The following is a 23,284-nucleotide window of genomic DNA, read 5'->3' on the forward strand; positions in this document are numbered from 1 at the left end:
TTAGGACTATTAAAAAACACGTTTAAACAAATGAAAAACCCCATCAAGCTGGCCGTATTTGACATGGCTGGTACCACCATAAAAGACCAAAGCAATGTAGCGGAAGCGTTTGTCAGGGCTTTTTCCAAACATGGATACACGGCGGTCACGCTAAAGGAAGCAAACGAAAAAATGGGTTACCCAAAACCACTGGCGATCAAGGAAATGCTGGTAGCCCATACACCGGAAGGAGAGCGTGTATCAGAAAAGCTGGTGGATACGATTCATGACAGCTTTGTGGATGAAATGATTCAGTTTTATAAGGAGAGTCCGGATATCGCACCCATGGACGATGCCCTGGAGGTGTTCGAGTCCTTGCAGCAAATGGGAATTAAGGTGGGACTGGACACGGGTTTCAGCAGGCCCATTGCCGATGTCATTTTAGAACGCATCGGCTGGAAAAATCACCCACTCATCGACATCACGGTATGTAGCGACGAAGTCAGCAAGGGGCGTCCTCACCCGGATATGATCCTAAAAATGATGGCCGCACTCGGCATAGGTAGCCCCAGCGAGGTCATTAAAATCGGAGATACCGAGGTGGATATCAACGAGGGCCTAAACTCAGGTTGCCTCCTCAGCATAGCCGTAACCACAGGTGCGTACACGGAGGCACAATTAGCGCCACACAAGCCTTCCCACATCGTACACCGGCTGATCGATATTCTGCCACTGGTAGCAGCGGAAATTGGTGAGCCCGTGCGCGAATGATTACCTTTCCCTCGCTTACAAAAAAACTGGCGTCAGCGCCTCCTCTGATCATGAGCCTTTTTGCCGGCTCCATGGCGTTTTTGACCTACAGCTGCATGTATGCCTTTCGCAAGCCCTTTGCTTCGGCGACTTTTGCCGGCGAGGAATGGTGGGGAATAGACCTGAAGGTTTGGTTGATCCTCTTGCAAACGCTGGGGTACATGGCCAGCAAGTTTTATGGAATTAAGCGCATTGCCGAGCTCAAAGCCGAACACCGGGCCCGACTGACCCTGCGCCTGATTGGTATTTCCTGGCTGGGCTTGCTGGGATTCGCCTTACTCCCCGCTCCCTGGAACATTCTTTGTTTCCTGATCAACGGTTTTCCGTTGGGCTTGATTTGGGGATTGGTCTTCCACTACCTGGAAGGCAGAAGATTTACGGAAATGATGGGGAGTATATTGGCTGTCAGTTTCGTGTTTTCCTCGGGCTTTGTAAAGACAGTCGGTCGTTACCTCCTGGTGGATTGGGGGGTAGACCCCTATTGGATGCCCTTTCTTACCGGTACCCTGTTTATTCCTTTATTGCTCACCAGTGTTTTTTTCCTCGATCATACGCCGTCACCCAGCGGCGCGGATATTGCGCTGAAAACGGAGCGAAAATCCATGAATGGGAAAGACCGACGCACGTTTTTTCGACGTTTCAGGCCTGGACTGATCATACTGGTTCTCGTCTACATGGTTTTAACGGCCTTTCGGGATATTCGCGATAATTTTGTGGTGGAGATATGGAAAGACCTAAAGGTTACGGCCGCACCGGAATTACTCACCCAGACGGAAATTCCCATCACCCTCATCCTTTTGCTGATGATGGGCCTGCTGGTACTCGTTAAAAACAACTTCAGAGCACTGTTTATCTACCATTTGATCATTGTATCCGGCCTGGTACTCGCCCTGGCAGCCACCCTGGCCATGGTAAACGGTTGGCTTTCCCCGTTTTATTGGATGGTGGCCACCGGCACTGGCACCTACATGGCCTACATCCCCTTCAATTGCCTACTGTTTGACCGGCTACTTGCTTCTTTTAAGTACGCGGGAAATGTGGGCTTTCTGATGTATCTGGTAGACAGCTTTGGCTACCTGGGCTCTTCCGGCATCTTGATTTTCAAGCAATTTGGCAACTATGAAAGCATGAGTTGGTTTGGATTTTATTCGCAAGGACTACTCGTCTTGATGAGTCTGAGTGTGCTCCTAATGGCCGGAAGTGGGATATATTTTTTCCGTAAACTGCGGGCCCACCAGCTGCTAGCCGATCCCAAGCCCCTCCACAGAATAAACCCCTGAGTCGAATAACGGAAGGTTTCCGATAAGCCGCTGCCATCCCCCGTTCAGGAGGAGCTGCCCTGCTCCCGTTTGTAACGAAACCAGTAATAGGCCGGAAAAACCAGGGCTTTTAGCCGCCAGTCGTTCTTCTCATGAAAAGAAAGCCGGGGGTTTTTGTTGATATGCCGGTAAAAGAGGCTGGCCATAACCAAATGGGCCAGTACCAGCAGCAACGCGACAGCATACCCTATCAGTTCGTTCATTTTTGGAATCGGGGAATAATGGCGGGAACATCGGTTTTGTAGGCAGCATACTCCTGCCCGTATACTTCCAATAACTTCTGCTCTTCGAAATGAATCCCCAACGGCAGGTATGCCAACAAGGCTATCAAATGAATCAGGGAGGCCCAGTTGGGTACATACAGGAAATATCCGACAAAGATCAGGATCAATCCGGCATAGAGGGGATGCCGCAGATGCCGGTACCATCCCTCGGTCACCAAGGGCTCTGTTTCAGCAATATCGTCCTGGGGGCGCAGCCCGATAAAACGGGTTACCGACACCCTTCGCATGCTTTTCACGCAGATAATGGTACCAAAGGTAGCAAACATAAACCCGAGGTAGGTGCTCCCCGGTCCGGGGGCAAACAGGCTTTGCGACGAAATACTGCCTGCATAAAAAAACAAGCCCAGAAAAAACAGCCCGGAAAACACACTGTAAGCCAAACGGTACCATTTATACAGACCTTTTAGCAGGGACCTGATTTTTCTTTTTATATTGAGGCTGGCCAGGAAGGTATGGCTGCCATAAAAAAGCACCCATCCAAATCCTAAAATGAGGTATTCCATACAGGCTCAAATATCCGTATTAAGATTGATTATGAAAAATTTGCAGCTATATATTGAACACACTGCTTTGCATCCGGCTGTGGACGAAAAAGCCATCCAAACACTGATCCAGCAGGCGCGTCGCTACCGGTTCCGCGCCGTTTGCATTCCTCCCTTTTGGGTGAGGAAGGTCAAACGGGAGCTGGCTGCCGAAGACATTCAGGTAGTCACGGTCATTGGCTTTCCCTTTGGATACAACATGAGCCAGACCAAAATGGCCGAGTGCCAGCAGGCGATGGAGGATGGTGCTGATGAACTGGATGTGGTCTGGTCTCTGACGGCATTTAAATCCGGAATGAGCTGGCCGAAAATAGAACTGGCGCAACTGGCCAGCCGCATACACGCGGAGGAAAAACTGCTAAAGGTGATTGTAGAAACGGCCTATCTCAGTACGGAAGAATTGAAACAAGCCTGCCGGCTCTGCCGGGATGCAGGGGCCGATTTTGTGAAAACCTCCACCGGATATGCCCCGGAAGGAGCCAACGCAGCCACCATCCGCGAGATGCGACAGCTCCTGCCTAGCCAAGTCGGGATCAAAGCCAGCGGTGGCATCAAAACCCTGGAGCAGGCAGTGGAGATGATCCGCGCTGGAGCCGATCGGATTGGCAGCAGCAATGGGCACCGCATCATGGACGCCTTTTTAGAACAGGGGGATTGATCGGCAGGGTACCCCTGCCCCAGGGATCCGAATATCATCGGGACTGGTTGAAGTAAATGAGAAAAAAGGGAATGATAAAAAAGGTCAGCAGGATGTACGCAAAGCCGATGAACCGGGTACTCGCCGTTTTCTTTCCAAAACTTCGGGCCATGCGAACCGGAATCTCCCGTAATCCCGGGTAAGGAAGAAAGAGCATGGCTCCGATCAGGTTAAAGAGCACGTGGACGATGGCCACGCTAATGGCCGCCTCGGTTTTGTAAAGCGCGGCGATCACGGCAGTGATGGTAGTCCCCAGATTGGCGCCCATAATAAAAGGAAAAACCTTTCGTAATGCCACCTTGCCGGTGGCCACGGCGGTTACCATCAGCGAGGTGGTCACCGTGCTTGACTGAACGGCAGCTGTAAAAAACATGCCGTAGGCAAAAGACCGGTAGGGGAAATTGAAAATATGTTTTCGTACTTTTTTAAAATTGGGCGTAATCAGCGACCGGTAGGCCATCGAGGAAAGGACCTTGATGCTACCTACCAATAACATGACCCCCACCAATAAGGCAAGCAAGGGCCACTGTAACCATTCGGACAGATAAATGCTTAAGGGCCTGAGAAAAAAGCCCTGATACCCCGGCTCTCCCTCAAAAGTGGTGCTTCCGTCGCCAAATCCCTGGGTAATCCAGGCAGATAATTTACTCAGCAATCCGAAATATACCTCCAGGGGAAGCAATAGGATCACGGTAATAATATTAAACAAATCGTGTAAAACACCTGCCGAAAGCGCCTTTCGGAAGGATTTCTTTTTCATGATGTAGCCGAAGGCCACGAGCGTACTGGTCAGGGTGGTCCCGATGTTTGCCCCCATGATCAAAGGTACTGCCTGGGCCAGGGTCAGGTTACCCGAGGCCACCAAGACCACAACCATGGCCGAAACCGTGGAACTGGACTGAATCAAGGCCGTAGTCAGCAAACCAATAAACAAGCCGACAAAGGGATTGCTGGTAGCCATAAATAGTGTATTGGCTACCTCATTGTTTAAGCGGGCCAGCGAGTACGTCAAAAAATCAATGGAAAACATGAACAGCAGCAAACCAAAGATGACGGTGACTGCTAAAATCAGGTTTTTCTTATAGGCATTGCCCGCAGGAGTAGTGGTCATTCAAAAATGGGATTAGAAATTGGCCCTTTCAACTTGCAAAATACGGACAGACCAAAGAGAAATGCACACATTTCGGATAAAACTTGTGTTAAAATTTAAATCTTCTGTAAACCTCCTGTAGAATTGATTAAAAAACAAAAAAGCTTGGGTGAAAATAAAATTTTCTATTTTTGACCAAAGAAGGAGGGCGAAAATGCCGGTACATTTCGGCGTACTTTATACCTTTCGCCTGGGACTTAACAATTTGGTAACATTATCCTTAGAAATTCTTGTTTAATTTGCGACCGTATTTCACCGGCAAATCCAGCTTATGGCCAAACTGAAAGATCAAAACATCAACCAGGATGCCTTATCCAAAGCAGCCTATTCCCTTTTTGATTTTACCAAAAAAGAGAAATCCTTTCTTTTGATCATTTGTATTCTGATATCAATCGCTGGAATCATTACGCCGTATACCTATGCTGCCATGTGGTTTGGGTTTGCATTGGCCGCTTATTCAGCCATCGCAAACGACAGCATTCAGACCATCGGTACGTTTATCGCTTCCAACCAGAATAGGAAATGGTACTACCTCTGGCTGTTTATGGGGTTGATTTTTGTCGCAACGGTGACCTATAGTTGGTTTACCTACAATGGAGATGTTAGCTACCAACGCCTGCAAGTAGACGGCTTGGACAAAGCCCCGCAAAGCTTCGTCTTCTTACAAATTGCTGCTCCGATTGTGCTGTTGATCATGACCCGGCTCCGGATGCCGGTGTCAACGACCTTCCTCCTACTAAATGTATTTACCTATAAAGCCGGAACCATACTGGGGGTAATGCAAAAAAGTTTTATTGGATACTTTTTGGCCTTTTTTGCGGCGATCATTGTCTGGTACATTCTCGAAAAATTTGTAACCAATTACCTGAAGGGAAAGCCCGGAAACTACTGGTACGTGCTGCAGTGGGTCACTTCCGGATGCCTCTGGGCCGTGTGGATCATGCAGGATGCGGCGAATATTGCCGTGTTTCTCCCCAGGCAGTTGGGCGTATGGGAATTTTCGGTCTATACAGGTTTTGTGTTCCTGGGTTTGGGGGTACTTTTTTACATGAAAGGCGATAAAATACAGGGCATCGTCAACGAGAAAACCCGGGTGACGGACGTACGGGCTGCTACCATTGTGGATTTGGTGTATGCCGTCATTTTGTTCTATTTCAAAGCCTATAGCAACATGCCCATGAGTACGACCTGGGTGTTTATCGGACTATTGGGTGGCCGGGAACTTTCCATCGCGCTGGCTAAATCCAGAAAATTGAAAAAACGCAAAGCCCGACTGGTACGCGCCTACCGTCTGGCCAAAAATGATTTGGTCAAGGCAGGGATTGGATTGATCGTATCGTTGATTTTGGCCTTGGTTATTAACGAAGGCGTGCGCAAAGAAATTCTGGACCTGTTTTTTTAACCGAGGTTTGGAACGCTACTCGGACGAATATTGGATGAACGAAGCCCTCAAGCAGGCGGAAATCGCCCTCGAAGAGGGGGAAATCCCGGTGGGAGCTGTGATCGTCGTTCGGGACCGAATCATCGCCCGCGCTTACAACCAAACCGAAAAACTAACCGACGTGACCGCTCATGCGGAAATCCTCGCTATCACCGCTGCCTCCAACGCCCTGGGCGCGAAGTACCTGCCCGAGTGCAAACTATACGTCACCCTTGAGCCTTGCCCGATGTGCGCCGGCGCGTGTTTTTGGGCTCAACTGGGCGAACTACACTACGGCAGCGCGGACCCTCAACGCGGATATAGCCGAATTTCCCAGCCGCTGCTCCACCCAAAAACGAAAATCTCCAACGGCCTTTTAGCGGATGAATCCAAGAATTTATTGCAGGCATTTTTTAAAAATCTTAGAAATTAGATATTCAAGGGAATAAAAGAACCATTTTTAAGATTCATTGGTTTGTACTAGTAGGTTTTTCACGACGAACCTATACCATCAACTAACTTTATGTTTCACTAAAAAACACAACAAATGGCTTTTGAACTTCCTAGTTTACCTTATGAAAAGAATGCATTGGAACCCCACATCGATGCAAAGACCATGGAAATACACCATGGAAAACACCACAATGCCTACGTAACCAAGCTTAACGATGCCGTAGCAGGAACCGACCTGGCCTCCAAAAGCATCGAAGAAATCATGCAGGGAATATCTTCCGCATCAGGAGCCGTTAGAAACAACGGGGGAGGCCATTACAACCACTCACTTTTCTGGACCATCCTTTCACCAAACGGAGGAGGCGCCCCCACCGGCGACCTCGCTGCCGCCATTGATAAAAAATTCGGATCGTTTGACAAATTCAAAGAGGAATTTGCCAACGCCGCAGCTACGCGCTTTGGTTCCGGTTGGGCCTGGTTGAGTGTAGCCAATGGAGAATTGCAGGTAAGTTCGACGCCTAATCAGGACAATCCCCTGATGGACATCGCGGAAACTAAAGGAACACCCATCCTGGGTCTGGACGTATGGGAACATGCCTACTACCTGAATTACCAAAACCGACGACCAGACTACATCGCCGCTTTTTGGAACGTGGTCAATTGGGAAGAAGTAGCCAAAAAATACGCTGCTGCCATCTAAGCAAGAAACAAACCTATTTCGTTTGCTATAAAAATCCGCCCGGCGATTACCGGGCGGATTTTTTTGTCCGCATACCGTACAGGACATGTGTTCGGTATTGATACAGTAGCTAAAGCCGGCACTTTATCATTTGTCTGTTTTTCAGCGTTTTACATAGCTTTTTATGTTTTGGCACCTTTTTCCCATGGCATGGTATGAAACGAATAAATGCATACAACCATGAACTTTACCAGGTACATTTTTACTACCGCCTTCTTTTTTCTACTCGGACTCAGCCACCTGGCGGCACAGGAACAGAGCGCTGCCGTCACCGGTAGTGTCCGGGACGAAGCAGACGCATCGGTACCCTTTGCAAATGTTTTGCTACTTGAAGCCGCTACCGGAGACTTGGTAACCGGGGCCGTTACCGACGAAGCGGGTAATTTTCTGCTTACGACTCCCTACCCCCAGGAACTAATTCTTGGTATCTCCAGCATTGGCTTCGAGTCATTTCGAAGCCAGCCCTTCCGGCTAAACCCCGGGACAAAAAAAGATTTTGGCAGCTTGCGTTTGGAATCCGAAATGGCGGGACTGGACGAGGTAACGGTAAATGCTGCCCGTCCGAATGTGTTAATTCAAGCCGACAAGACGGTGGTAACCGTAGAAGGTACCGTCATGGCGGAGGGAAACAACGCCCTGGACGTAATCGGCCGTTCTCCTGGCGTGTTTGTTGACGCGGATGGGAACATTCAATTGAACGGGCGTACGGGACTTATCGTGCTGATCGATGATCGGCAAACCTACATGAGCGCAGCTGACCTGGCGAATTTTCTCCGTGCCATGCCAGCCGATAATATCCGAAGCATCGAGGTGATCCAAAACCCTCCGGCAAAATACGATGCCGAAGGTGCTGCCGGGGTAATCAACCTGGTTTTGAAGAAAAACAACTTTAACGGTACCAATGGCAACGTGCATGCCGGGAGTCAATTCAACGGATTGCATACCCCTTCTGCAGGAGCCACCCTCAACATAAAACAGAACAAATGGACCTCCAATGCCAGCTTAAATTACAACCAATGGGGGAGGTTTACCGACCTGGAAATTTTGCGACGGTTTCAATTGGAAAACGGACTGTCTGCCTTTGACCAGAATGCACGGCTAAAACTGCTTCGAAACAACCTGTTTTTCTCCGGAGGAACGGAATACCAAATCAATGACAGGCACTCCCTGGGAATCAACCTGCAGGCATCCGGACAAAAAGGAGCCGAGGATGGAAATTCCTTGACCGCTATCTCCAATCCCGACAATACAGACCTCAACTACCTGAACGCCCTGAACGATTCCGAATCGGACAATGCCCGGATATTTGGTAACTTCCATTATACCGGCAAACTCGATACGCTCGGAACAAAGATCTCGGCGGATATCGACTATACCCGCATGGATGCCGGCAGCCTGAGCATGCTGGATAACCGGTACTGGCAAAATGAAAACACCTCTCAGGGTAGTTCAGACAGAATCCGTACCGGAAACGAAATGGACTATTCCATCTTCACCGCGAAGGTCGACTTCACAAAGCCTCTGGGAGCCGAGAAAGAACTGGAAACCGGCCTTAAGGGAAGTTGGGTACGCTCCGATAACCTGTTGGATATCTCCAAAAGCACAGAGGAAGGCCCCTTTGTGCCGGACCCCAATAGCAATCATTTCATCTATCGCGAAAATGTGCTCGCTGCCTACGTTTCCTACAAGACGCCACTGACTGAAAAACTAGCGCTGCAAGCGGGCCTTCGGGCAGAATATGCAGCCATTGAGGGTAATTCGGTCACTCGCTCGGAAATCAATACCCAGGAATACCTGGACCTTTTTCCCAGCGCCTACCTGCAGCAGCAGGTATCGGACGACTACCAAATCGTATACAACGTCAATCGCCGGATCACCCGGCCCTACTACCGGCAGCTCAACCCTTTTGTCTTCTACATCGACCCCTTAACCACCGAAGAAGGCAACCCCGACCTCCAACCGCAGTATGCAAACAACCTGGAGATGAACCATATCCTCAAAAATGCGTACCAGTTTTCCCTTTCCTTTTCACAAACCGAAAATGCCTTTGGTCAAATCATGGTACAAGACGAGGAAAACCGGAAAACAAGCATTCAGATGCAAAACCTGGACCGTACCCAAAACCTGAGCCTGCGGGCGGTGGTGCCGGTGGAGTTTGCCGAATGGTACAGCAGCAGCAACATGCTGCAGCTCAACGGCAATACCTTCCAATCGCAACTGGGAGAGGAACTGCTGGACGAAAAGCAATTTTCATTCATGGTGCGCAGCCAGCACAACGTATTGCTTCCCAAAGGCTTTAAGCTGGAATTGGTGGGAATCTACCGGAGCCCCTTTCGGGACGGACAGCTGGTCATCAACGGCATGAGTTGGGTAGATGCCGGAATCACCAAAACCTTTTACGAGGACAAATTGAGCCTGACAGTGAACGGTTCCGATATTTTCCGAACGATGAAATTTAAGGGAAACATCGATTTTGACCGCATCAATACCGACGTGCAGCAGTACAACAGCATGCAAAGTGTTCGGTTTACGCTACGCTGGAAATTCGCCCAGGGAGAGCAATTCAAGGTGAGTCAGCGGAGCGGAAGTACCGAAGAACGAAACCGACTGGAATAAGTTTAGATTAGGTTTTTTAACATCGCTAAAAACAGCATCCGGTGGATGCTGTTTTTGTTTATTCCCGAAATGGAACCGCCACCGAACCGCTTACAAAAAGTGGTAGAGAAAAATCAAGTGGGCAGATAAGGCTGGCTTTCGCTCTCCCTTGATCTCAATTTTTACCTTCATTTCGGTTTTAATCGTACCCCTGAGGTCGCTGATGTTTGCCAGGGTCGCGGTCATTCGAATCTCATCGTTTACCTTTACCGGATTGGCAAAACGGAGGTTTTCGATCCCATAGTTGACCATCATTTTGAGATTGTTTACCTGTACGATCTGGTTCCAGAGAAACGGGACCAGGGAAAGGGTCAGGTACCCATGGGCAATCGTACCGCCAAAGGCGCCTTCTGCCCGGGCTTTTTCCGGATCCGTATGAATCCACTGATGGTCCAGGGTGGCATCTGCAAACAGATTGATCTGTTCCTGGCTCACCCGGTGAAAATCCGACTGGCCCAGTTCCTCGCCAATGTACTGCTGGAAATCTTCAAAGCTATTTATGATCAGTTTGCTCATTGTTGGGTTGGTTATAAAAAATAAATGTATCAAAACCCCATTGATTTTAAAAAGAAAATCGGAACAAAACCCCTCAACCCCAACTGCCGGGCCGAAACCGCTACCTTTTTTTCCGGTAATACAAGAAGCCGAGTATCAGCGTGCTCAAAAAAAACAACAAAGTCGTCCACTCATACCTTCGTTTCTCGTCTTCTTCCTTACGGATGGCTTCGTCCTTTTCCGACAACGCGCGTTTTAATTTCACAATATCGGCTTCTGCCTTTTGGGCCACGTACTTGTAATCCTCTTTTTCATAGCTAATCTCCGTGGTTTCGATATCCTTCAGCATTTCGAGCTCCTGCATGATCTGATTGTCCTTGCGGATGATGCGATCCATCCACTCGTTGGTAGCACTCATGTCTTTCTTGGTCCGGTTACCAAAAAGGCCTGATTTTTTACTTTCCGAAACCTGCCATTCCCGATGCAACGTTTCCCTTTCCCGAAGCAATTTGTTTAATTTCTCCTGCGCTACCGCCAGAGAAGGCAGGGTCATTAGCCATAGCACCAGTCCAAAAAAATACACATTTTTATTACTGCTACTGCGTTTCCGTTCCATACCTGCTGTCGTTTACTGGATTTTAGCCCTATTCAAAAAACATGCCCAAAGCTTCCCTAGCTCCCGATGTTTCAGAAAAATGCCCTATGAGCCATTTCCAGGAAGAAATTCGTTCAGCACCTGCCGCAGGTAATCCCTGTCCAGGTGGGTGTAAATCTCCGTCGTAGTGATACTTTCGTGCCCCAGCATTTCCTGCACAGCCCGAAGGTCGGCCCCACCTTCTACCAGATGGGTGGCAAAGCTATGTCGGAACGTATGCGGACTGACTTTTTTGGTAATTCCGGCACTTGCGGCCGTCTTTTTGATCATCAAAAACACCATCACCCGGGAGAGTTTCTTTCCCCGGTTGTTTAAAAAGAGGTATTCCTCGTGCCCTTTTGCAATGGGGCCATGTTTCCGCACCTCCTCCAGATATATCCGTAGGTAATGGGCCGCTGACTTTCCCACAGGGACCAGCCGTTCTTTGCTCCCTTTTCCCATCACACGCAAAAAACCTATATCCTCAAAATAATGACTCTTTTTCAGGTGAATCAATTCGGATACCCGCAGTCCACTTCCATACAGCATCTCCAGCATGGCACGGTTTCGGTGCCCTCCCGGTGTGCCCAGCGGTACGGCTTCCAGGATGCGTTCGATCTCGGGATAACTCAGCGTATCGGGCAGTGTACGCGTTAGCTTGGGCGCCTCCAACAGCAGGGCAGGGCTATCCCGAAGCTTGTCCTCGTAGAGCAGGTACTTGTAAAATGCCTTCACACCCGAAACGATACGGGCTTGAGTAAATTCGGAAATGGTTCCACTTGCCAGCGAATCGACAAATAACCGTAAATGATGCAATTCGGTGGTTAGGGGTGTTCGGTCCGGAAAGTGCTCGCTCATAAAGGCCGCCAGCTTTTCCACGTCCTGTCGGTAAGCCAACAAGGAATTTTCGCTCAGCGATCGCTCAATTTTAAGGTAATAGCCAAAACCACTGATCTCCTTTTCCCAACTCATGCAGTAAATGTACGGGGTTCCGGTCAAAATCGAAAAGAGCGCAACGGGAACCACAACCCGGAAAACAGAAAAAAAGCCAACTACCAGCCGTACCTTCCCTAGCGTAAAGCAAGCGAGCCCGAAATAATCCTCGGGAAGCCGCCTATTTTTAGTGGGCAGCCGGAATAAACGAACAAAATCTACCGGAATAAATCCCCAAATTACTGGCATTTGTTTACCTTTGTCGCTTGCTTCAGTCCCATTTTAAACGCCAGAAAACGTGAAAATAGCGATCATTAACGGACCCAATCTGAACCTGCTAGGGAAACGGGAACCGGAAATTTACGGCAGCCGCTCGTTTGAAGAATATTTTGAGACCCTGGTTCAAAAATACCCCCAACTGGATCTCTCTTATTTCCAAAGCAATGGGGAGGGGGAATTGGTAAGCCAGCTACATGCGGTGGGATTTGAGGTGGACGGCATTCTGATCAATGCCGGTGCCTATACCCATACCTCCGTTGCCATTGGCGATGCCCTGGCTGCTATTTCTAGCCCGGCGCTGGAAATTCACATTTCAAACATTTACAAGCGGGAAGCGTTCCGACACAAAAGCTTTCTGTCCAGCCAATGTGTGGGCATGATCGCAGGACTGGGTTTATTGGGGTATGACCTGGGATTACAGTATTTTATCGAAAAAGAAAATTCCAACCAATGATGTTAACATTTGCTCCGGGGCCTTCCAAAGTTTACGATAAGCTGCCCGACTATTTTCAGGATGCGTACCGGGAGGGAATCCTAAGTGCCAACCACCGCAGTGCCGTTTTCATGGATTTGTACCGGGACACCGAAAATCGGATCAAGGAAAAATTGGAAATTCCGGCCGATTACCGGCTATTGTTCACCTCCAGTGCCACGGAAAACTGGGAGATCATCACCCAATCCCTGGTAGAAAAGGCTTCTTTTCATGTTTTTTCGGGCTCATTCGGGAAAAAATGGTTCGGTTTTGCCCAACTCATCCTTCCGGAAACTGGCTCCCTGGTCCTGGACAAAAACCAGCCCTTTTCTGTAGAAGACCTGGACGTAGGCGATGATTTCGACGTGCTCGCCATCACCCAAAACGAAACGTCCAACGCCACACAGGTGTCGAATGAGACACTGGCTGCGCTCGCAAAGAAATTTCCGGAAAAAATGCTGACCGTCGACACCACCTCCTCCATGGGTGGCATCTACCTGGACTTTGCCCTTGCAGATGTGTGGTTTGCATCGGTGCAAAAATGTTTTGGCCTACCTGCCGGCCTTGGTATCCTGCTGCTTTCTCCGAAAGCCATCGAAAAAGCAAAGCGGAAAGGAGAATACGGCCGCTACAATAGCCTGAATTTCATGCTGGAAAACGCCGACAATTACCAAACCCACTATACCCCAAATGTACTGGGCATCTACTTGCTCAACCGCGTATTGCGGGACATGCCTGGTATTCGCGCGCTACAGGAGCAAACCGAACGCAGGATGAGGCAATTGGAGCAACTGGTAGACAACTCCCCGGCGCTGGCTTTTCTGGTGACCGAAGCCGGTAACCGCAGCCGCACCGTTTTGGGTGTTGGCGGGGAGGAAGCCTTTATCCAGTCTATCAAAAAGGCCGCAGAAGCTCAGGGCATGCAAATGGGCAGTGGCTACGGCCCCCTTAAACCCACCAGTTTTCGGATTGCCAACTTTCCGGCCATTACCGATACCGAATTTACCAAATTGATCCACTTTCTGGAGGCTTATTGATACAATGGCTACATGTTTGATTTCAGGGAAATACTTTCGGTCACACTGATTCTCTTTTCGGTGATTGATATCCTGGGTTCCATACCCATTGTCATCAATCTGCGCAAGAAAGTAGGGCATATCCAAAGTGGAAAGGCCACCATCGCTGCCGGTATCCTAATGGTGCTCTTTCTGATACTGGGAAAGTCCATCCTGGAACTATTTGGGATTGGGGTGGAAGATTTTGCCATTGCGGGGGCTTTGATCATTTTTGCATTGGGGGCAGAAATGATCCTCGGCATCGAGATATTCAAACCTGATCCGGCAGCCAGCTCCACCAGCACGTCCATCGTACCCATCGCCTTCCCCCTGATCGCAGGCGCAGGCACGCTGACCACCATCCTGACGCTCAAATCCGAATATTCCCAGGCCAATCTTGCCGTGGGTATCGTCCTAAACCTGATCATCATTTACGCGGTGCTCAAAAGTACCAATTGGCTGGAGCGAAAACTGGGGCAAACAGGCCTGGATGTATTGCGACGGATTTTTGGGATTATCCTGCTTTCCATCGCCATCAAAATCTTCAAAAGCAATGTTTTTCCCGAACTCTAGTGCAAGCCAAAGGTAATCCCACGAAAGCAAGGCGTTTGCCGGTCAAATAATCCGATAAATTGTTTTTATCATTTTTGAATTGCCAAAAAAAGAATTACTTTTGTCATCGCTTTGAGAGTATAAGCACGGGGTGTAGCGTAGCCCGGTCATCGCGCCTCGTTTGGGACGAGGAGGTCGCAGGTTCGAATCCTGCCACCCCGACACAAAGCTATTGAGCCTGCCTTTTTTTGGCAGGCTTTTTTATGCCCCTTTCTTTGCGTAGAGAGCGGGAAATCCACCGTCTTTTAGAAAGCTGCCTGGTCCAGCCCTGTAAAATCAAACAGCGCTGATTGATAAACCCGTCTTCTGAAAATGCCGCATAAACGGGCCAAAATACCTATCTTTCATTCAAAAAATGAGATGAGGCAATTGAAAACCCTTGCGCTGTGTTGGTGGCTATTTATTATTCCATCCATACTGTTCGCCCAGCTGGCGGATTCCCTGACCATTGTCACCAAGGAATGGAGCACCACACCCGTCAAACGGGGCGTGGTGTGGAAAAAAGGTCATTTTGAAAACCTCTTTCAAAGCCAGCAGGAGATCAATTTTATTGAAATCGATCTCAAAAAGCACCGTAAAAAATTGGGACTCGCGGCAGATGCTAGCCAACTGAAAAAAACCAGCCAATTCGCCGCTGAAAATCAGGCCATCGTTGCAATCAACGGGGGTTTTTTCGATATGAAAAACGGAGGAGCCGTGGACTACATCAAGGTAAATGGATCGGTGATCAACGAAAGCCGGGCAACAACCGACCGGGCGAATGCCCTGCTAGTGCTTTCGAAAAAATCCATCGCCATCCTGCCTACCGAAGGGCTTGACTACCAAAATAGCGCTTTTCCAAATGTGCTGCTTTCGGGCCCGCTTTTACTCCAGCAAGGAACGGCAATTGACCTTCGGAAAAATTCGTTCAATGACAACCGCCATCCCCGCAGCGCGGTTGCACTAACAGGCGATAAAAAACTCCTGCTTCTGGTGGTGGATGGTAGAAACGCCCAGGCACAAGGAATGCGGCTAAATGAACTCGCAAAGGTCCTGCGCTGGCTGGGAGCATCGGACGCTATGAACCTGGACGGCGGAGGAAGCAGCAGCCTGTTTGTCAACGAAGCGACAAAAACCGGACTGGTCAACCACCCCTCCGATAACCGGGCTTTTGATCCGGAGGGCGAGCGCCCCGTGGCCAACATCCTTTACCTGAAATAACTAACCCTCGCAGCCGCACAAAAACATCGGGATCGCTACCGTTTCTTGCCCTTCCTTCTCTCGCCCTGCATCCGTTGATTGCTGCCGAACAAGCCAATCCAACCAAAAAACTGCTGCCATTCCCGCTCAACTACCTGCCGATCGCTGTGCTAGCGCTTTTTTTAGTAGCACGCTTACCTTTACAAAACCAAAAACGCAACTTTGTTGCATTTTAAATAAAAAGCAGTAGTTTTGCATTCCTGTTGCATGTTGAGACGTACTGCTATGAAAAGTCATTTTATTGGATTCCATTTAGATTTTGTCGGTTTCACCACCTCCCTGCTATGTGCCGTACATTGCGCAGCCCTTCCCTTACTGCTAAGCCTGGCCCCACTTACAGGCCTTCAGTTTCTAGATAATCCAGCGATCGAACAGGCCGTTATTTTGCTGAGTTTTCTGTTTGCTTCCCTTGCCATGGCACAAGGCTATCGCAAATACCACCAGAAAACTCGGCCTCTTTGGCTGGTTGTCGGGGGATTTCTACTCATTGGCAGCGGTCATTACTTCCACAGTGACTGGGGAGAGCCAGTCTTGAGCAGCGCAGGCGGTTTGAGCATCGCGCTCGCACACCTGATCAACTGGAAGCATATCCGGCAATCGGCGACCTCTTGCCGCCTGCCAAAAAATCGATTGAACCCATGAAAAACGTAAAAAAACTACCCGTAACGGTGCTCAGCGGATTCCTCGGCGCGGGGAAAACCACCGTACTCAAGCACGTATTGCATACCTGACAAGGCTTGAAGGTAGCCCTGATCGTCAATGATATGAGCGAACTCAACGTAGATAGTCAACTGGTAACGAATGAAATCAGCCTTTCCCGAACCGACGAAAAACTGGTGGAAATGAGCAATGGATGCATTTGTTGCACCCTGCGGGAAGGGGCTACAAGAGTCATAGCCTGATACTAAACACTATTTAGAATCTTAAGATATGACTCTGCGGAATCATCCATATAGCCAATTATTCTTTGGCAGCTGGTGACAATAGTTTCGCAACGTAATTTAATTGTATTAAAAATTAGTTAATTATCACTAAATCATCTTTCCTGTTTATATTGAATACCTTCCTGCCTATTTCTCCTTTCCTTAAGTCTCTCCAATAACATCCGTTTAAAATCATTTTCGACTTTTCGCAAAGCTATTAATTGCCTGTTGCTAATCACGGAAGCAATTCTTTCAGAATATTTTCTTTCCAATTGCAACTCTCTTTCTCTTAATTTCATTCCCAATTCCAAAAGTTTTTCACTTTCGGACTCAGTTAGTTCTCCTTCCTGATATTGCTTTCTTACTTGAATATATTCCTGCTGCAATGCCCTTCTTTCTCGTGAAAATTCATTGTAGATGGGCCAAAATTTTTCCGCCTTCTCAGGACTTAAATTTAACTGTTGCGTGATGTAGGCAATACGTGCACTTTCTATTTTATCATTCTGTGCTTGCAAATCAAACAACAAGAATAACAACATTGTAACTATAATTAAGCTTTTCATCGTTTTATTATTATAAACTGTAATATTCCAATAATGCTTCAGCCTCATCTGAATCTTCAATTTCAAGCTTGAAGTTATGCTCATTTTTTTCAAAGAATTGATCCTCATCCATAGAGGAAGCTATCACTTCATATGAAATATTGCTAAATTGGAGATACCGGATGATTTCTTCGTCAGTAACCTGAGATAGTAGTGCTCCGTGGTCTGTCAAGTTTGTACTATTGACCTTTTCCCACTGGTTATAGGCAAATATTGATAACAACAACAACACAATCGAAGCTGCAATGGAATAGTAGGAAACAAAGCGAAAAGTCTTTTCCTTTTTATTATTTTTAGGATAGTTTGAATCGAGTTCAATTTGTTTGTCGATCTTGTCAAATAACTCATTTTGAAAGTTTTCAAAATACCCCTTCGGAGCTATGAAATCATGTTTCTTTTCTATCTCTTTTATCTTAATTATATGGCGTTTATTGCTTTTCACTTTCTATTTTTTTGTTAGATGGTATAATTTACAAATGGTTTAATATTGTTTTAAGATATTTTCAATCTTTTTTACGGCATGATGATAGCTCGCTTTCAAACTTCCAACACTGCTATCGGTAATTTTTGCAATATCTTCATATTTCAAGTCATCATAATATTTCAGGTTAAATACCAATCGCTGCTTTTCAGGAAGTTGTAAAATGGCCTTCTGCAAAAGTAGTTGAACTTCATCTCCACTAATCTCCAAATTGGATTGCAGTTGTTCCTGTAAATATTGATTATAGTGTTCTTCATTCTTAAAAAATTTTTTCCGTTTCCTTAAGGACATCAGAGCTTCATTGATGGCAATTTTATACATCCAAGTATATAGGCTTGAATTTCCATTGAATTCATCTATCTTATTCCATATTTTTAGGCAACATTCCTGTAATGCATCATTTGTGTCGTCATGATTAATAAGTATTTTCCTGATAGCCAGGTATAATTTTTGCTGATAGATGTTTAACAAATTTTGAAAGCCCTCTCTTTTCCCCGAAGCACTTTTGAGTTTCTCCAACAACTTTGTCTCTTCTTTTTTCATTACAGGATTGAAAAAGTCAACTACATTGTTTTTTACTTTATATTGCCAAAAAAATAAGGTAAAAAGCATGCAAAGCGCACACTTTTTACCACTATTTTTCAATTTATTCGCCTTGTATGGTTACTACTCTATTGCCGATGGTTACTATGTATTCATTATCGCAGTTACCATCCCCGTATTCTACCAGTCTGCTCCTTTCACGATTCCTCAGACTATACTTTATCTCTTTCGATCCTGACGTTCTCAACATGTTTCCTTCTGTGGAACAGCCAAAATCGACAATGATTGGCTCTAAAATGGTTTGTGACCAGTTTACACCTCTGGTGGAAACCCCACTTAGTACCCCATTAATTTCAAATTTGTGAGCAGCAGGGTTATTATCGCCTTCACCTTCTATCCATTCTCGTATCCGATTGCCATTGATTGTGAAAGTTTCTTCATTGGAAAATGTGAGCGCATAATCTGTAACTGTATACGTATTCTGTAAATTTCCATCTTCGTTTCTAACTGCTCTTTCGATCACTATTTCTCCCGTAATTTGGACATTATTTACGAAATAATTATCGAAGGCGATGGTTCTATCAGACATAAAAAGGCCTTCTTCATCAGCATAACTAACGATGATTTTACCCTTTCTTTCTTTGCCATAGGGTCCTACACACCCATTGCCAAAATCAATAATCAGTATTCTGTTATCACTGTCCCAAGTGGTCATAAAGCATACTGAAGTTCTGTTGTTATACCCGGTCCGGGCTTGAAACTCGGCCATATCAGCTAATGCTACTTCATCATCTGAGTAATTTTCTGCCAAAACAGAATTCTCAATCAGTTCTACTTCCTGAGCTTGATCTGCTGAATCAAGATTCGCCTCTTCATCTTGCATACAGCCTTGCAAAGTAAAGATTGAAACAATAATGCCTAATAGTAAGATGGTGAGCTTTCGTAATTTCATGGCTTCTAAATTTTTCATTATAATTCTATTTTTTATTTGTTCATCTTTGATGCATTGAAATCAAGAAGGTTTAATCGGTAAAGAAACAATTAAATTACCGGACATGTGGGGTGAAGAGAATGCTTATGACTGCGTAATAGCTAAGCTTCCTCCATTCAAAGACTTTGACGGATATTCTCCAAAATTTCACTTTTTCAAGAACTCATTGTTAGGACAGCTTCACGATCGCATTCCCTGGGAAGAGCTGATTTCCTGCCTTCCCGGGGGACGTCCCGGTAGAGGTGTACCAAGCTGATTCTGTGCCAAAGGAATGTTTGCCCTCATGTTTGACGTCCTATCTTATTTTCAATGACAAACAATTACTGGGGTGTTTTAATACCAATTGGTCGCCGAAGTATTCCTACTGAAAGGTACTGTCCGAAGACCGGCAGTTCAAAGATATGACCTTTATGACCCGTATATAGGCATTTATTGAACCCTACTGCGCACGGGAGAAGCTTCAAGAGGTGCTTTCCTTCACTGGAAGTAGGATGTCAGCAACAGGCATGTCCTGCTTATGACAGCGAGCCGCAGGCAGGGATCCCATTGTTATCAATCATACAACAGGTTTCCAAGCGATGTAAAATTACTCAGGGAATGTTATGAGAGGGTTTTTGAATACCAGTTGTTCAGCATCTGTTCAGAGCTAAGAAGCAAAAGGCCAAGGTCTGAATTCAGGGAACAGAAGACAGATCAGATGTCTTATTCCAGAAAAAGGAAACACAGTTTTAAGGAAACAGTCAGGAAAAGAAAAGCACTTGTCTACCTTCAATCCCAATTCAAAAGCATTTCAACCCTCTCTGTCTTTTGAGGCAAACTGGCTTTCATAGGCCAATTCTCCCGTAAGGCGAAATTTTCTGCCATCATAAAAGAAATTCCTGTTTGTGTAATTCAGCGAGAATGCAGGCCTACTCGGCCAGCCAATCCCATCGGTCGGCCCAGTCGAGTAAAAACTCCTCCCGGAATTTGGCAATGGTTTGCGCCCCTTGCTGGTCTTCGATAAACAGAGCCGGGTTCGGACGGTCACTGTACCAATGCTCCCCAAGCGCCATATCGGTAGCGGAGGCTTCGCCCGGCCAGGGATTGGTACTCGTGTAGCCGCCTTGCAATCCATTTAGTTGGGGAAACCCACTTTCCGTTTTGTAGCTAGCCGTTTCGGCTCGCTTGGGGGAATACCGGATGCCGTAAACCCCCTGACCCAGGTAATAGCCCGGCCAAACCTGGCCCAAAATCTCCATACGAAAGCAGGTGCTGTCGGCAGGTATCGCTAGCTCCGGCCCTTCAAACCGCCATTCCAGGGTAGCGTAGGCCGCAACGGTATCCGCAGCGCTGCTGGCTCCGGCAAACACCTGTCGGGAACTACGGTCGATCCGTACGAAACTTCCGCCCCAGCTTTCGCCCTCCGGTTCGGCAGGACTTCCATGCAGCAGGTAAGCCAGGGATGGTGTGTCCCCCATTTTGATTCGACCCCCGTAATAGTTCTTAAATGCTACTCCCATCGCACCTTTACCCTGGATGTAACGGGCATAATAGGCGTCTCCTTTGAGATGAGCGGGAGCTTCCGGGTCCATGAACCAGCCCCGATACGTGGCATTGGCTTCGATCATCCACAGGTCCGGGTGGTTTTGGGCGATGTACGCATAGCTGTTGACGCTCCACTTTTTGTTGGGACCGCCGATCCAGTAAACACGAATTTTATCTGCAATATCGGGAGCGTCGTGCAGTGCCTGGGCCAGGTCTTCCAGGCCTCCCCAAACCAACACCCACAAGGGCTGCTCGCTTTGCTTCCGGGCACAGCGGATAATCCAGTCCGAGCCCTCGGTTGACTGGGCATGGCCTGCATACGGTGCGCTTTTCAGTGCTCCCTGTTTCGACACCTCCCGCAGGTAGTCGGGCGACGGGAAGCCCTTCGCCCGAGCAGCAAGCCGGGGAAAATCTCGCTCGTACAAATCGATCATGTCCAAAATCGCCGATTTTCTTCCCGCTCCAAAAGGCGACGAGACCAGCCCTTCGATGGCTACCTGATCTGCATACATAAACAAATGAATCAGCGATTGGAAATCGTCTGGATCGGTCCCTCCTACATCCGTACTCACCAGAATCCGGTGCTTTACCTCCTGGGCAGGCAAAAGCGAACCAGAAAACAAAAAGAACAGGCAGAGCACTAAGCCCGGTAATCGAAAAACAAAAGGCATACAGTGGTTTATTTTGGGTCGTTACAAACGTTGTTCCCACGGCTATGGGCGGCAGGTTACTCAAAAGTAAAAACAAACAAAACAAAAGCAGCAACCCGGATTGGCAAAATTTTAATAAATTGTCGGAATGAAAACGCTTTTGATCTATTTCCTGACCAGTACCTTCCTCCTGCTAACCTGCACGCTAACCGCCCAGGAAACCTTGGTAAAAAACCGGGTCCTTGTACTTACCGACATTGAAAATGAACCCGACGATGCCCAGTCTCTGGTCCGCTTCCTGACCTATGCCAACCAATGGGACGTGGCCGGGCTGGTAGCGACCACCTCCCGCCACCAACCCAATAAAACAGCAGCCTGGCGCATTCTGGAGATTTTGGATGCCTATGAAAAAGTTCGGGACAACCTGGAGCAACACGAGAAGGGCTACCCGGAGGCGAGCTACCTGCGGTCTTTGGTAAAAGAAGGCAAAGCCAGGTACGGGATGGAAGCGGTGGGGCCGGGAATGGATTCCCCGGGCTCCGATTGGATTATTCAAACCGTGGATCAACCTGATAACCGACCCCTTTGGGTACTTGTCTGGGGTGGCTCCAATTGCCTGGCACAGGCACTATGGAAGGTACGTCAAACCCGATCTCCCGAAGCCCTCAGCCGCTTTGTAGCCAGGCTACGGGTCTATACAATCTCCGACCAGGACGACAGCGGTCCCTGGTTGCGCAAAAACTTTCCGGACTTGTTTTACATTGCCAGTCCGGGCGTGCACAGCTTGGGAGCCTACCATTTTGGCACCTGGTCCGGCATCAGCGGGGACAAGTTTCACGGCAGGTTTGCCGGCGGGGACTTTGAAATTGTAGACAATCCCTGGCTGGACGAACACATTCGAAGCAAAGGACCCCTGGGTGCCGAATACCCCATTACCGAATATTTGATGGAAGGAGATTCGCCAAGCTTCTTGTACCTGATTCCCAATGGCCTGGGCAATCCGGAGCGTCCCGATTGGGGCAGCTGGGGCGGACGCTATGAATATTACCAGCCGCGAATGGAGTCCTGGTTTTCCGAACCCGAAACCCGCCCGCTCTGGACAGATGCCATGGATGAGGTACTGGGCGCAGACGGGACCTGGCACACCAGCAACAAAGCCACCATCTTCCGATGGAGGCAGGCCTTTCAAAACGACTTTTCTGCCAGAATGGATTGGACCATCAAAAGCTATTCGGAAGCCAACCACCCTCCGGTACCCCGGTTGGACATGGAGGAGCGCATGGAGGCAACGGTTGGCGATCGGATTGAGCTGAACGCGGCCTCAAGCACTGATCCCGATGGAGACAACCTGCATTTTCGCTGGTACCTGTATGGAGAGCCCGGAGAATTTACCCTTTCCAACGGCCGCACGGCTACTCCGCTGACCATCACCGATGCCGACCAACCCCTGGCCCATTTTGTCGTTCCGCAGCCGGGTAAAACCGGCGAGCTACACCTGATCTTGGAAGTGACCGACGATGGCGTCCCTGCCCTTACCCGATACAAGCGAATCATCGTGGATGTGCTCCCCTGATTATCCGTTGCGGAGAAATACGTAAGAAAGTTACAGACAACCAAAGGCAACAGTAGCAACGGCGGAATAGGGGGGTACGCACGGCGTTTTCAGGAAAAGTTCGCACAAGGTTTGCCGGTAGCTACGATCGGGTTGATGATGGCTTTGTAATAAATTCTCCTACCCATAGGATTTCGTTTTTGGACCGATGAAGGTTATGAATCCAGCGGATTGGCTACATCTAGCGTTCA

General features: G+C 48.0%; 24 protein-coding genes, 1 tRNA gene and 1 pseudogene. 15 read left to right on the forward strand and 11 right to left on the reverse strand.

Annotation, left to right across the window (positions count from 1 at the left end):
• Positions 1-30 precede the first annotated feature (30 nt).
• Complete coding sequence (locus BMW71_RS05160) at positions 31-750, forward strand: HAD-IA family hydrolase (protein WP_092172667.1); 720 nt, start codon at positions 31-33, stop codon at positions 748-750.
• A complete protein-coding gene (locus BMW71_RS05165) occupies positions 747-2,069 on the forward strand; it encodes a DUF5690 family protein (RefSeq protein ID WP_092170526.1) in 1,323 nt (440 codons plus the stop codon). The genes BMW71_RS05160 and BMW71_RS05165 overlap by 4 nt, the downstream gene beginning before the upstream one ends.
• A gap of 44 nt (positions 2,070-2,113) precedes the next feature.
• Here BMW71_RS05165 and BMW71_RS05170 read toward each other — a convergent pair whose 3' ends face one another.
• Complete coding sequence (locus BMW71_RS05170; RefSeq protein WP_092170529.1) at positions 2,114-2,311, reverse strand: hypothetical protein; 198 nt, start codon at positions 2,309-2,311, stop codon at positions 2,114-2,116.
• Positions 2,308-2,895 carry a methyltransferase family protein gene (locus BMW71_RS05175; RefSeq protein ID WP_092170532.1) on the reverse strand — a complete coding sequence of 196 codons (588 nt, stop codon included), beginning with the start codon at positions 2,893-2,895 and terminating at the stop codon, positions 2,308-2,310. Before BMW71_RS05175 ends, BMW71_RS05170 begins: the two co-directional genes overlap by 4 nt.
• Before the next feature lie 31 nt (positions 2,896-2,926).
• On the opposite strand from BMW71_RS05175, the gene deoC reads away from it, so the two are divergent.
• Complete coding sequence (deoC, locus tag BMW71_RS05180) at positions 2,927-3,592, forward strand: deoxyribose-phosphate aldolase (protein WP_092170534.1); 666 nt, start codon at positions 2,927-2,929, stop codon at positions 3,590-3,592.
• Positions 3,593-3,626: 34 nt separating this feature from the next.
• Here deoC and BMW71_RS05185 read toward each other — a convergent pair whose 3' ends face one another.
• Complete coding sequence (locus BMW71_RS05185) at positions 3,627-4,742, reverse strand: Na/Pi symporter (protein WP_092170537.1); 1,116 nt, start codon at positions 4,740-4,742, stop codon at positions 3,627-3,629.
• Between the two features lie 310 nt (positions 4,743-5,052).
• On the opposite strand from BMW71_RS05185, the gene BMW71_RS05190 reads away from it, so the two are divergent.
• The 4 genes from BMW71_RS05190 to BMW71_RS05205 all read left to right on the forward strand — a co-directional run bounded on the left by BMW71_RS05190 (position 5,053) and on the right by BMW71_RS05205 (position 10,009).
• Positions 5,053-6,183 (forward strand): hypothetical protein, encoded by a 1,131-nt coding sequence (locus tag BMW71_RS05190; protein WP_092170538.1) that lies wholly within the window; start codon positions 5,053-5,055, stop codon positions 6,181-6,183.
• Positions 6,184-6,190: 7 nt separating this feature from the next.
• Positions 6,191-6,634 (forward strand): nucleoside deaminase, encoded by a 444-nt coding sequence (locus tag BMW71_RS05195; protein WP_092170541.1) that lies wholly within the window; start codon positions 6,191-6,193, stop codon positions 6,632-6,634.
• Positions 6,635-6,748: 114 nt separating this feature from the next.
• Complete coding sequence (locus BMW71_RS05200) at positions 6,749-7,354, forward strand: superoxide dismutase (protein ID WP_092170543.1); 606 nt, start codon at positions 6,749-6,751, stop codon at positions 7,352-7,354.
• A gap of 219 nt (positions 7,355-7,573) precedes the next feature.
• Entirely contained in the window at positions 7,574-10,009 is a 2,436-nt protein-coding gene (locus BMW71_RS05205; protein WP_092172670.1) for an outer membrane beta-barrel protein, read from the forward strand.
• A gap of 90 nt (positions 10,010-10,099) precedes the next feature.
• Here BMW71_RS05205 and BMW71_RS05210 read toward each other — a convergent pair whose 3' ends face one another.
• The 3 genes from BMW71_RS05210 to BMW71_RS05220 form a co-directional block, all read right to left on the reverse strand.
• Positions 10,100-10,564 (reverse strand): MaoC family dehydratase, encoded by a 465-nt coding sequence (locus BMW71_RS05210; protein WP_092170546.1) that lies wholly within the window; start codon positions 10,562-10,564, stop codon positions 10,100-10,102.
• Between the two features lie 100 nt (positions 10,565-10,664).
• The gene (locus BMW71_RS05215) at positions 10,665-11,159 is read right to left on the reverse strand and encodes a Clp protease ClpB (RefSeq protein WP_244891087.1); all 495 of its coding nucleotides are present in this window, start codon (positions 11,157-11,159) and stop codon (positions 10,665-10,667) included.
• Positions 11,160-11,243: 84 nt separating this feature from the next.
• Positions 11,244-12,149: a site-specific tyrosine recombinase gene (locus BMW71_RS05220; RefSeq protein WP_092172675.1), complete on the reverse strand. Its 906-nt coding sequence runs from the start codon at positions 12,147-12,149 to the stop codon at positions 11,244-11,246.
• Between the two features lie 259 nt (positions 12,150-12,408).
• Between BMW71_RS05220 and aroQ the strand changes: the two genes are divergently transcribed.
• From aroQ to BMW71_RS05255, 7 genes and pseudogenes are all read left to right on the forward strand, one after another.
• Positions 12,409-12,843, forward strand: coding sequence for a type II 3-dehydroquinate dehydratase (aroQ, locus tag BMW71_RS05225; protein ID WP_092170548.1), 435 nt, complete (start codon positions 12,409-12,411; stop codon positions 12,841-12,843).
• On the forward strand, positions 12,843-13,898 hold the full coding sequence (locus BMW71_RS05230; protein ID WP_092170551.1) for an aminotransferase class V-fold PLP-dependent enzyme: 1,056 nt from the start codon (positions 12,843-12,845) through the stop codon (positions 13,896-13,898). The genes aroQ and BMW71_RS05230 overlap by 1 nt, the downstream gene beginning before the upstream one ends.
• Positions 13,899-13,910: 12 nt before the next feature.
• On the forward strand, positions 13,911-14,489 hold the full coding sequence (locus BMW71_RS05235) for a MarC family protein (RefSeq protein ID WP_092170553.1): 579 nt from the start codon (positions 13,911-13,913) through the stop codon (positions 14,487-14,489).
• Positions 14,490-14,615: 126 nt separating this feature from the next.
• A tRNA-Pro gene (locus BMW71_RS05240) sits at positions 14,616-14,690 on the forward strand.
• A gap of 198 nt (positions 14,691-14,888) precedes the next feature.
• Complete coding sequence (locus BMW71_RS05245) at positions 14,889-15,728, forward strand: phosphodiester glycosidase family protein (RefSeq protein WP_092172678.1); 840 nt, start codon at positions 14,889-14,891, stop codon at positions 15,726-15,728.
• Between the two features lie 264 nt (positions 15,729-15,992).
• Positions 15,993-16,409: a MerC domain-containing protein gene (locus tag BMW71_RS05250; RefSeq protein WP_177179578.1), complete on the forward strand. Its 417-nt coding sequence runs from the start codon at positions 15,993-15,995 to the stop codon at positions 16,407-16,409.
• A pseudogene (locus BMW71_RS05255) lies at positions 16,406-16,669 on the forward strand (GTP-binding protein). The gene BMW71_RS05250 and the pseudogene BMW71_RS05255 overlap by 4 nt, the downstream one beginning before the upstream one ends.
• 134 nt (positions 16,670-16,803) lie before the next feature.
• Here BMW71_RS05255 and BMW71_RS05260 read toward each other — a convergent pair.
• The 5 genes from BMW71_RS05260 to BMW71_RS05280 form a co-directional block, all read right to left on the reverse strand.
• Entirely contained in the window at positions 16,804-17,253 is a 450-nt protein-coding gene (locus BMW71_RS05260) for a hypothetical protein (protein ID WP_092170559.1), read from the reverse strand.
• A gap of 10 nt (positions 17,254-17,263) precedes the next feature.
• Positions 17,264-17,734 (reverse strand): hypothetical protein, encoded by a 471-nt coding sequence (locus tag BMW71_RS05265; RefSeq protein ID WP_092170562.1) that lies wholly within the window; start codon positions 17,732-17,734, stop codon positions 17,264-17,266.
• A gap of 39 nt (positions 17,735-17,773) precedes the next feature.
• On the reverse strand, positions 17,774-18,316 hold the full coding sequence (locus BMW71_RS05270; RefSeq protein ID WP_092172681.1) for an RNA polymerase sigma factor: 543 nt from the start codon (positions 18,314-18,316) through the stop codon (positions 17,774-17,776).
• Positions 18,317-18,419: 103 nt separating this feature from the next.
• Positions 18,420-19,286, reverse strand: coding sequence for a hypothetical protein (locus BMW71_RS05275; RefSeq protein ID WP_092170564.1), 867 nt, complete (start codon positions 19,284-19,286; stop codon positions 18,420-18,422).
• Positions 19,287-20,215: 929 nt separating this feature from the next.
• Entirely contained in the window at positions 20,216-21,502 is a 1,287-nt protein-coding gene (locus tag BMW71_RS05280; RefSeq protein ID WP_092170567.1) for a nucleoside hydrolase-like domain-containing protein, read from the reverse strand.
• Between the two features lie 127 nt (positions 21,503-21,629).
• Here BMW71_RS05280 and BMW71_RS05285 point away from each other — a divergent pair, with 127 nt between their 5' ends.
• Positions 21,630-23,054: a DUF1593 domain-containing protein gene (locus BMW71_RS05285; RefSeq protein WP_092170569.1), complete on the forward strand. Its 1,425-nt coding sequence runs from the start codon at positions 21,630-21,632 to the stop codon at positions 23,052-23,054.
• The last annotated feature ends 230 nt before the right edge of the window (positions 23,055-23,284 follow it).

Source organism: Cyclobacterium xiamenense (assembly GCF_900109255.1).
GTDB classification, from domain to species: Bacteria; Bacteroidota; Bacteroidia; order Cytophagales; family Cyclobacteriaceae; genus Cyclobacterium; species Cyclobacterium xiamenense.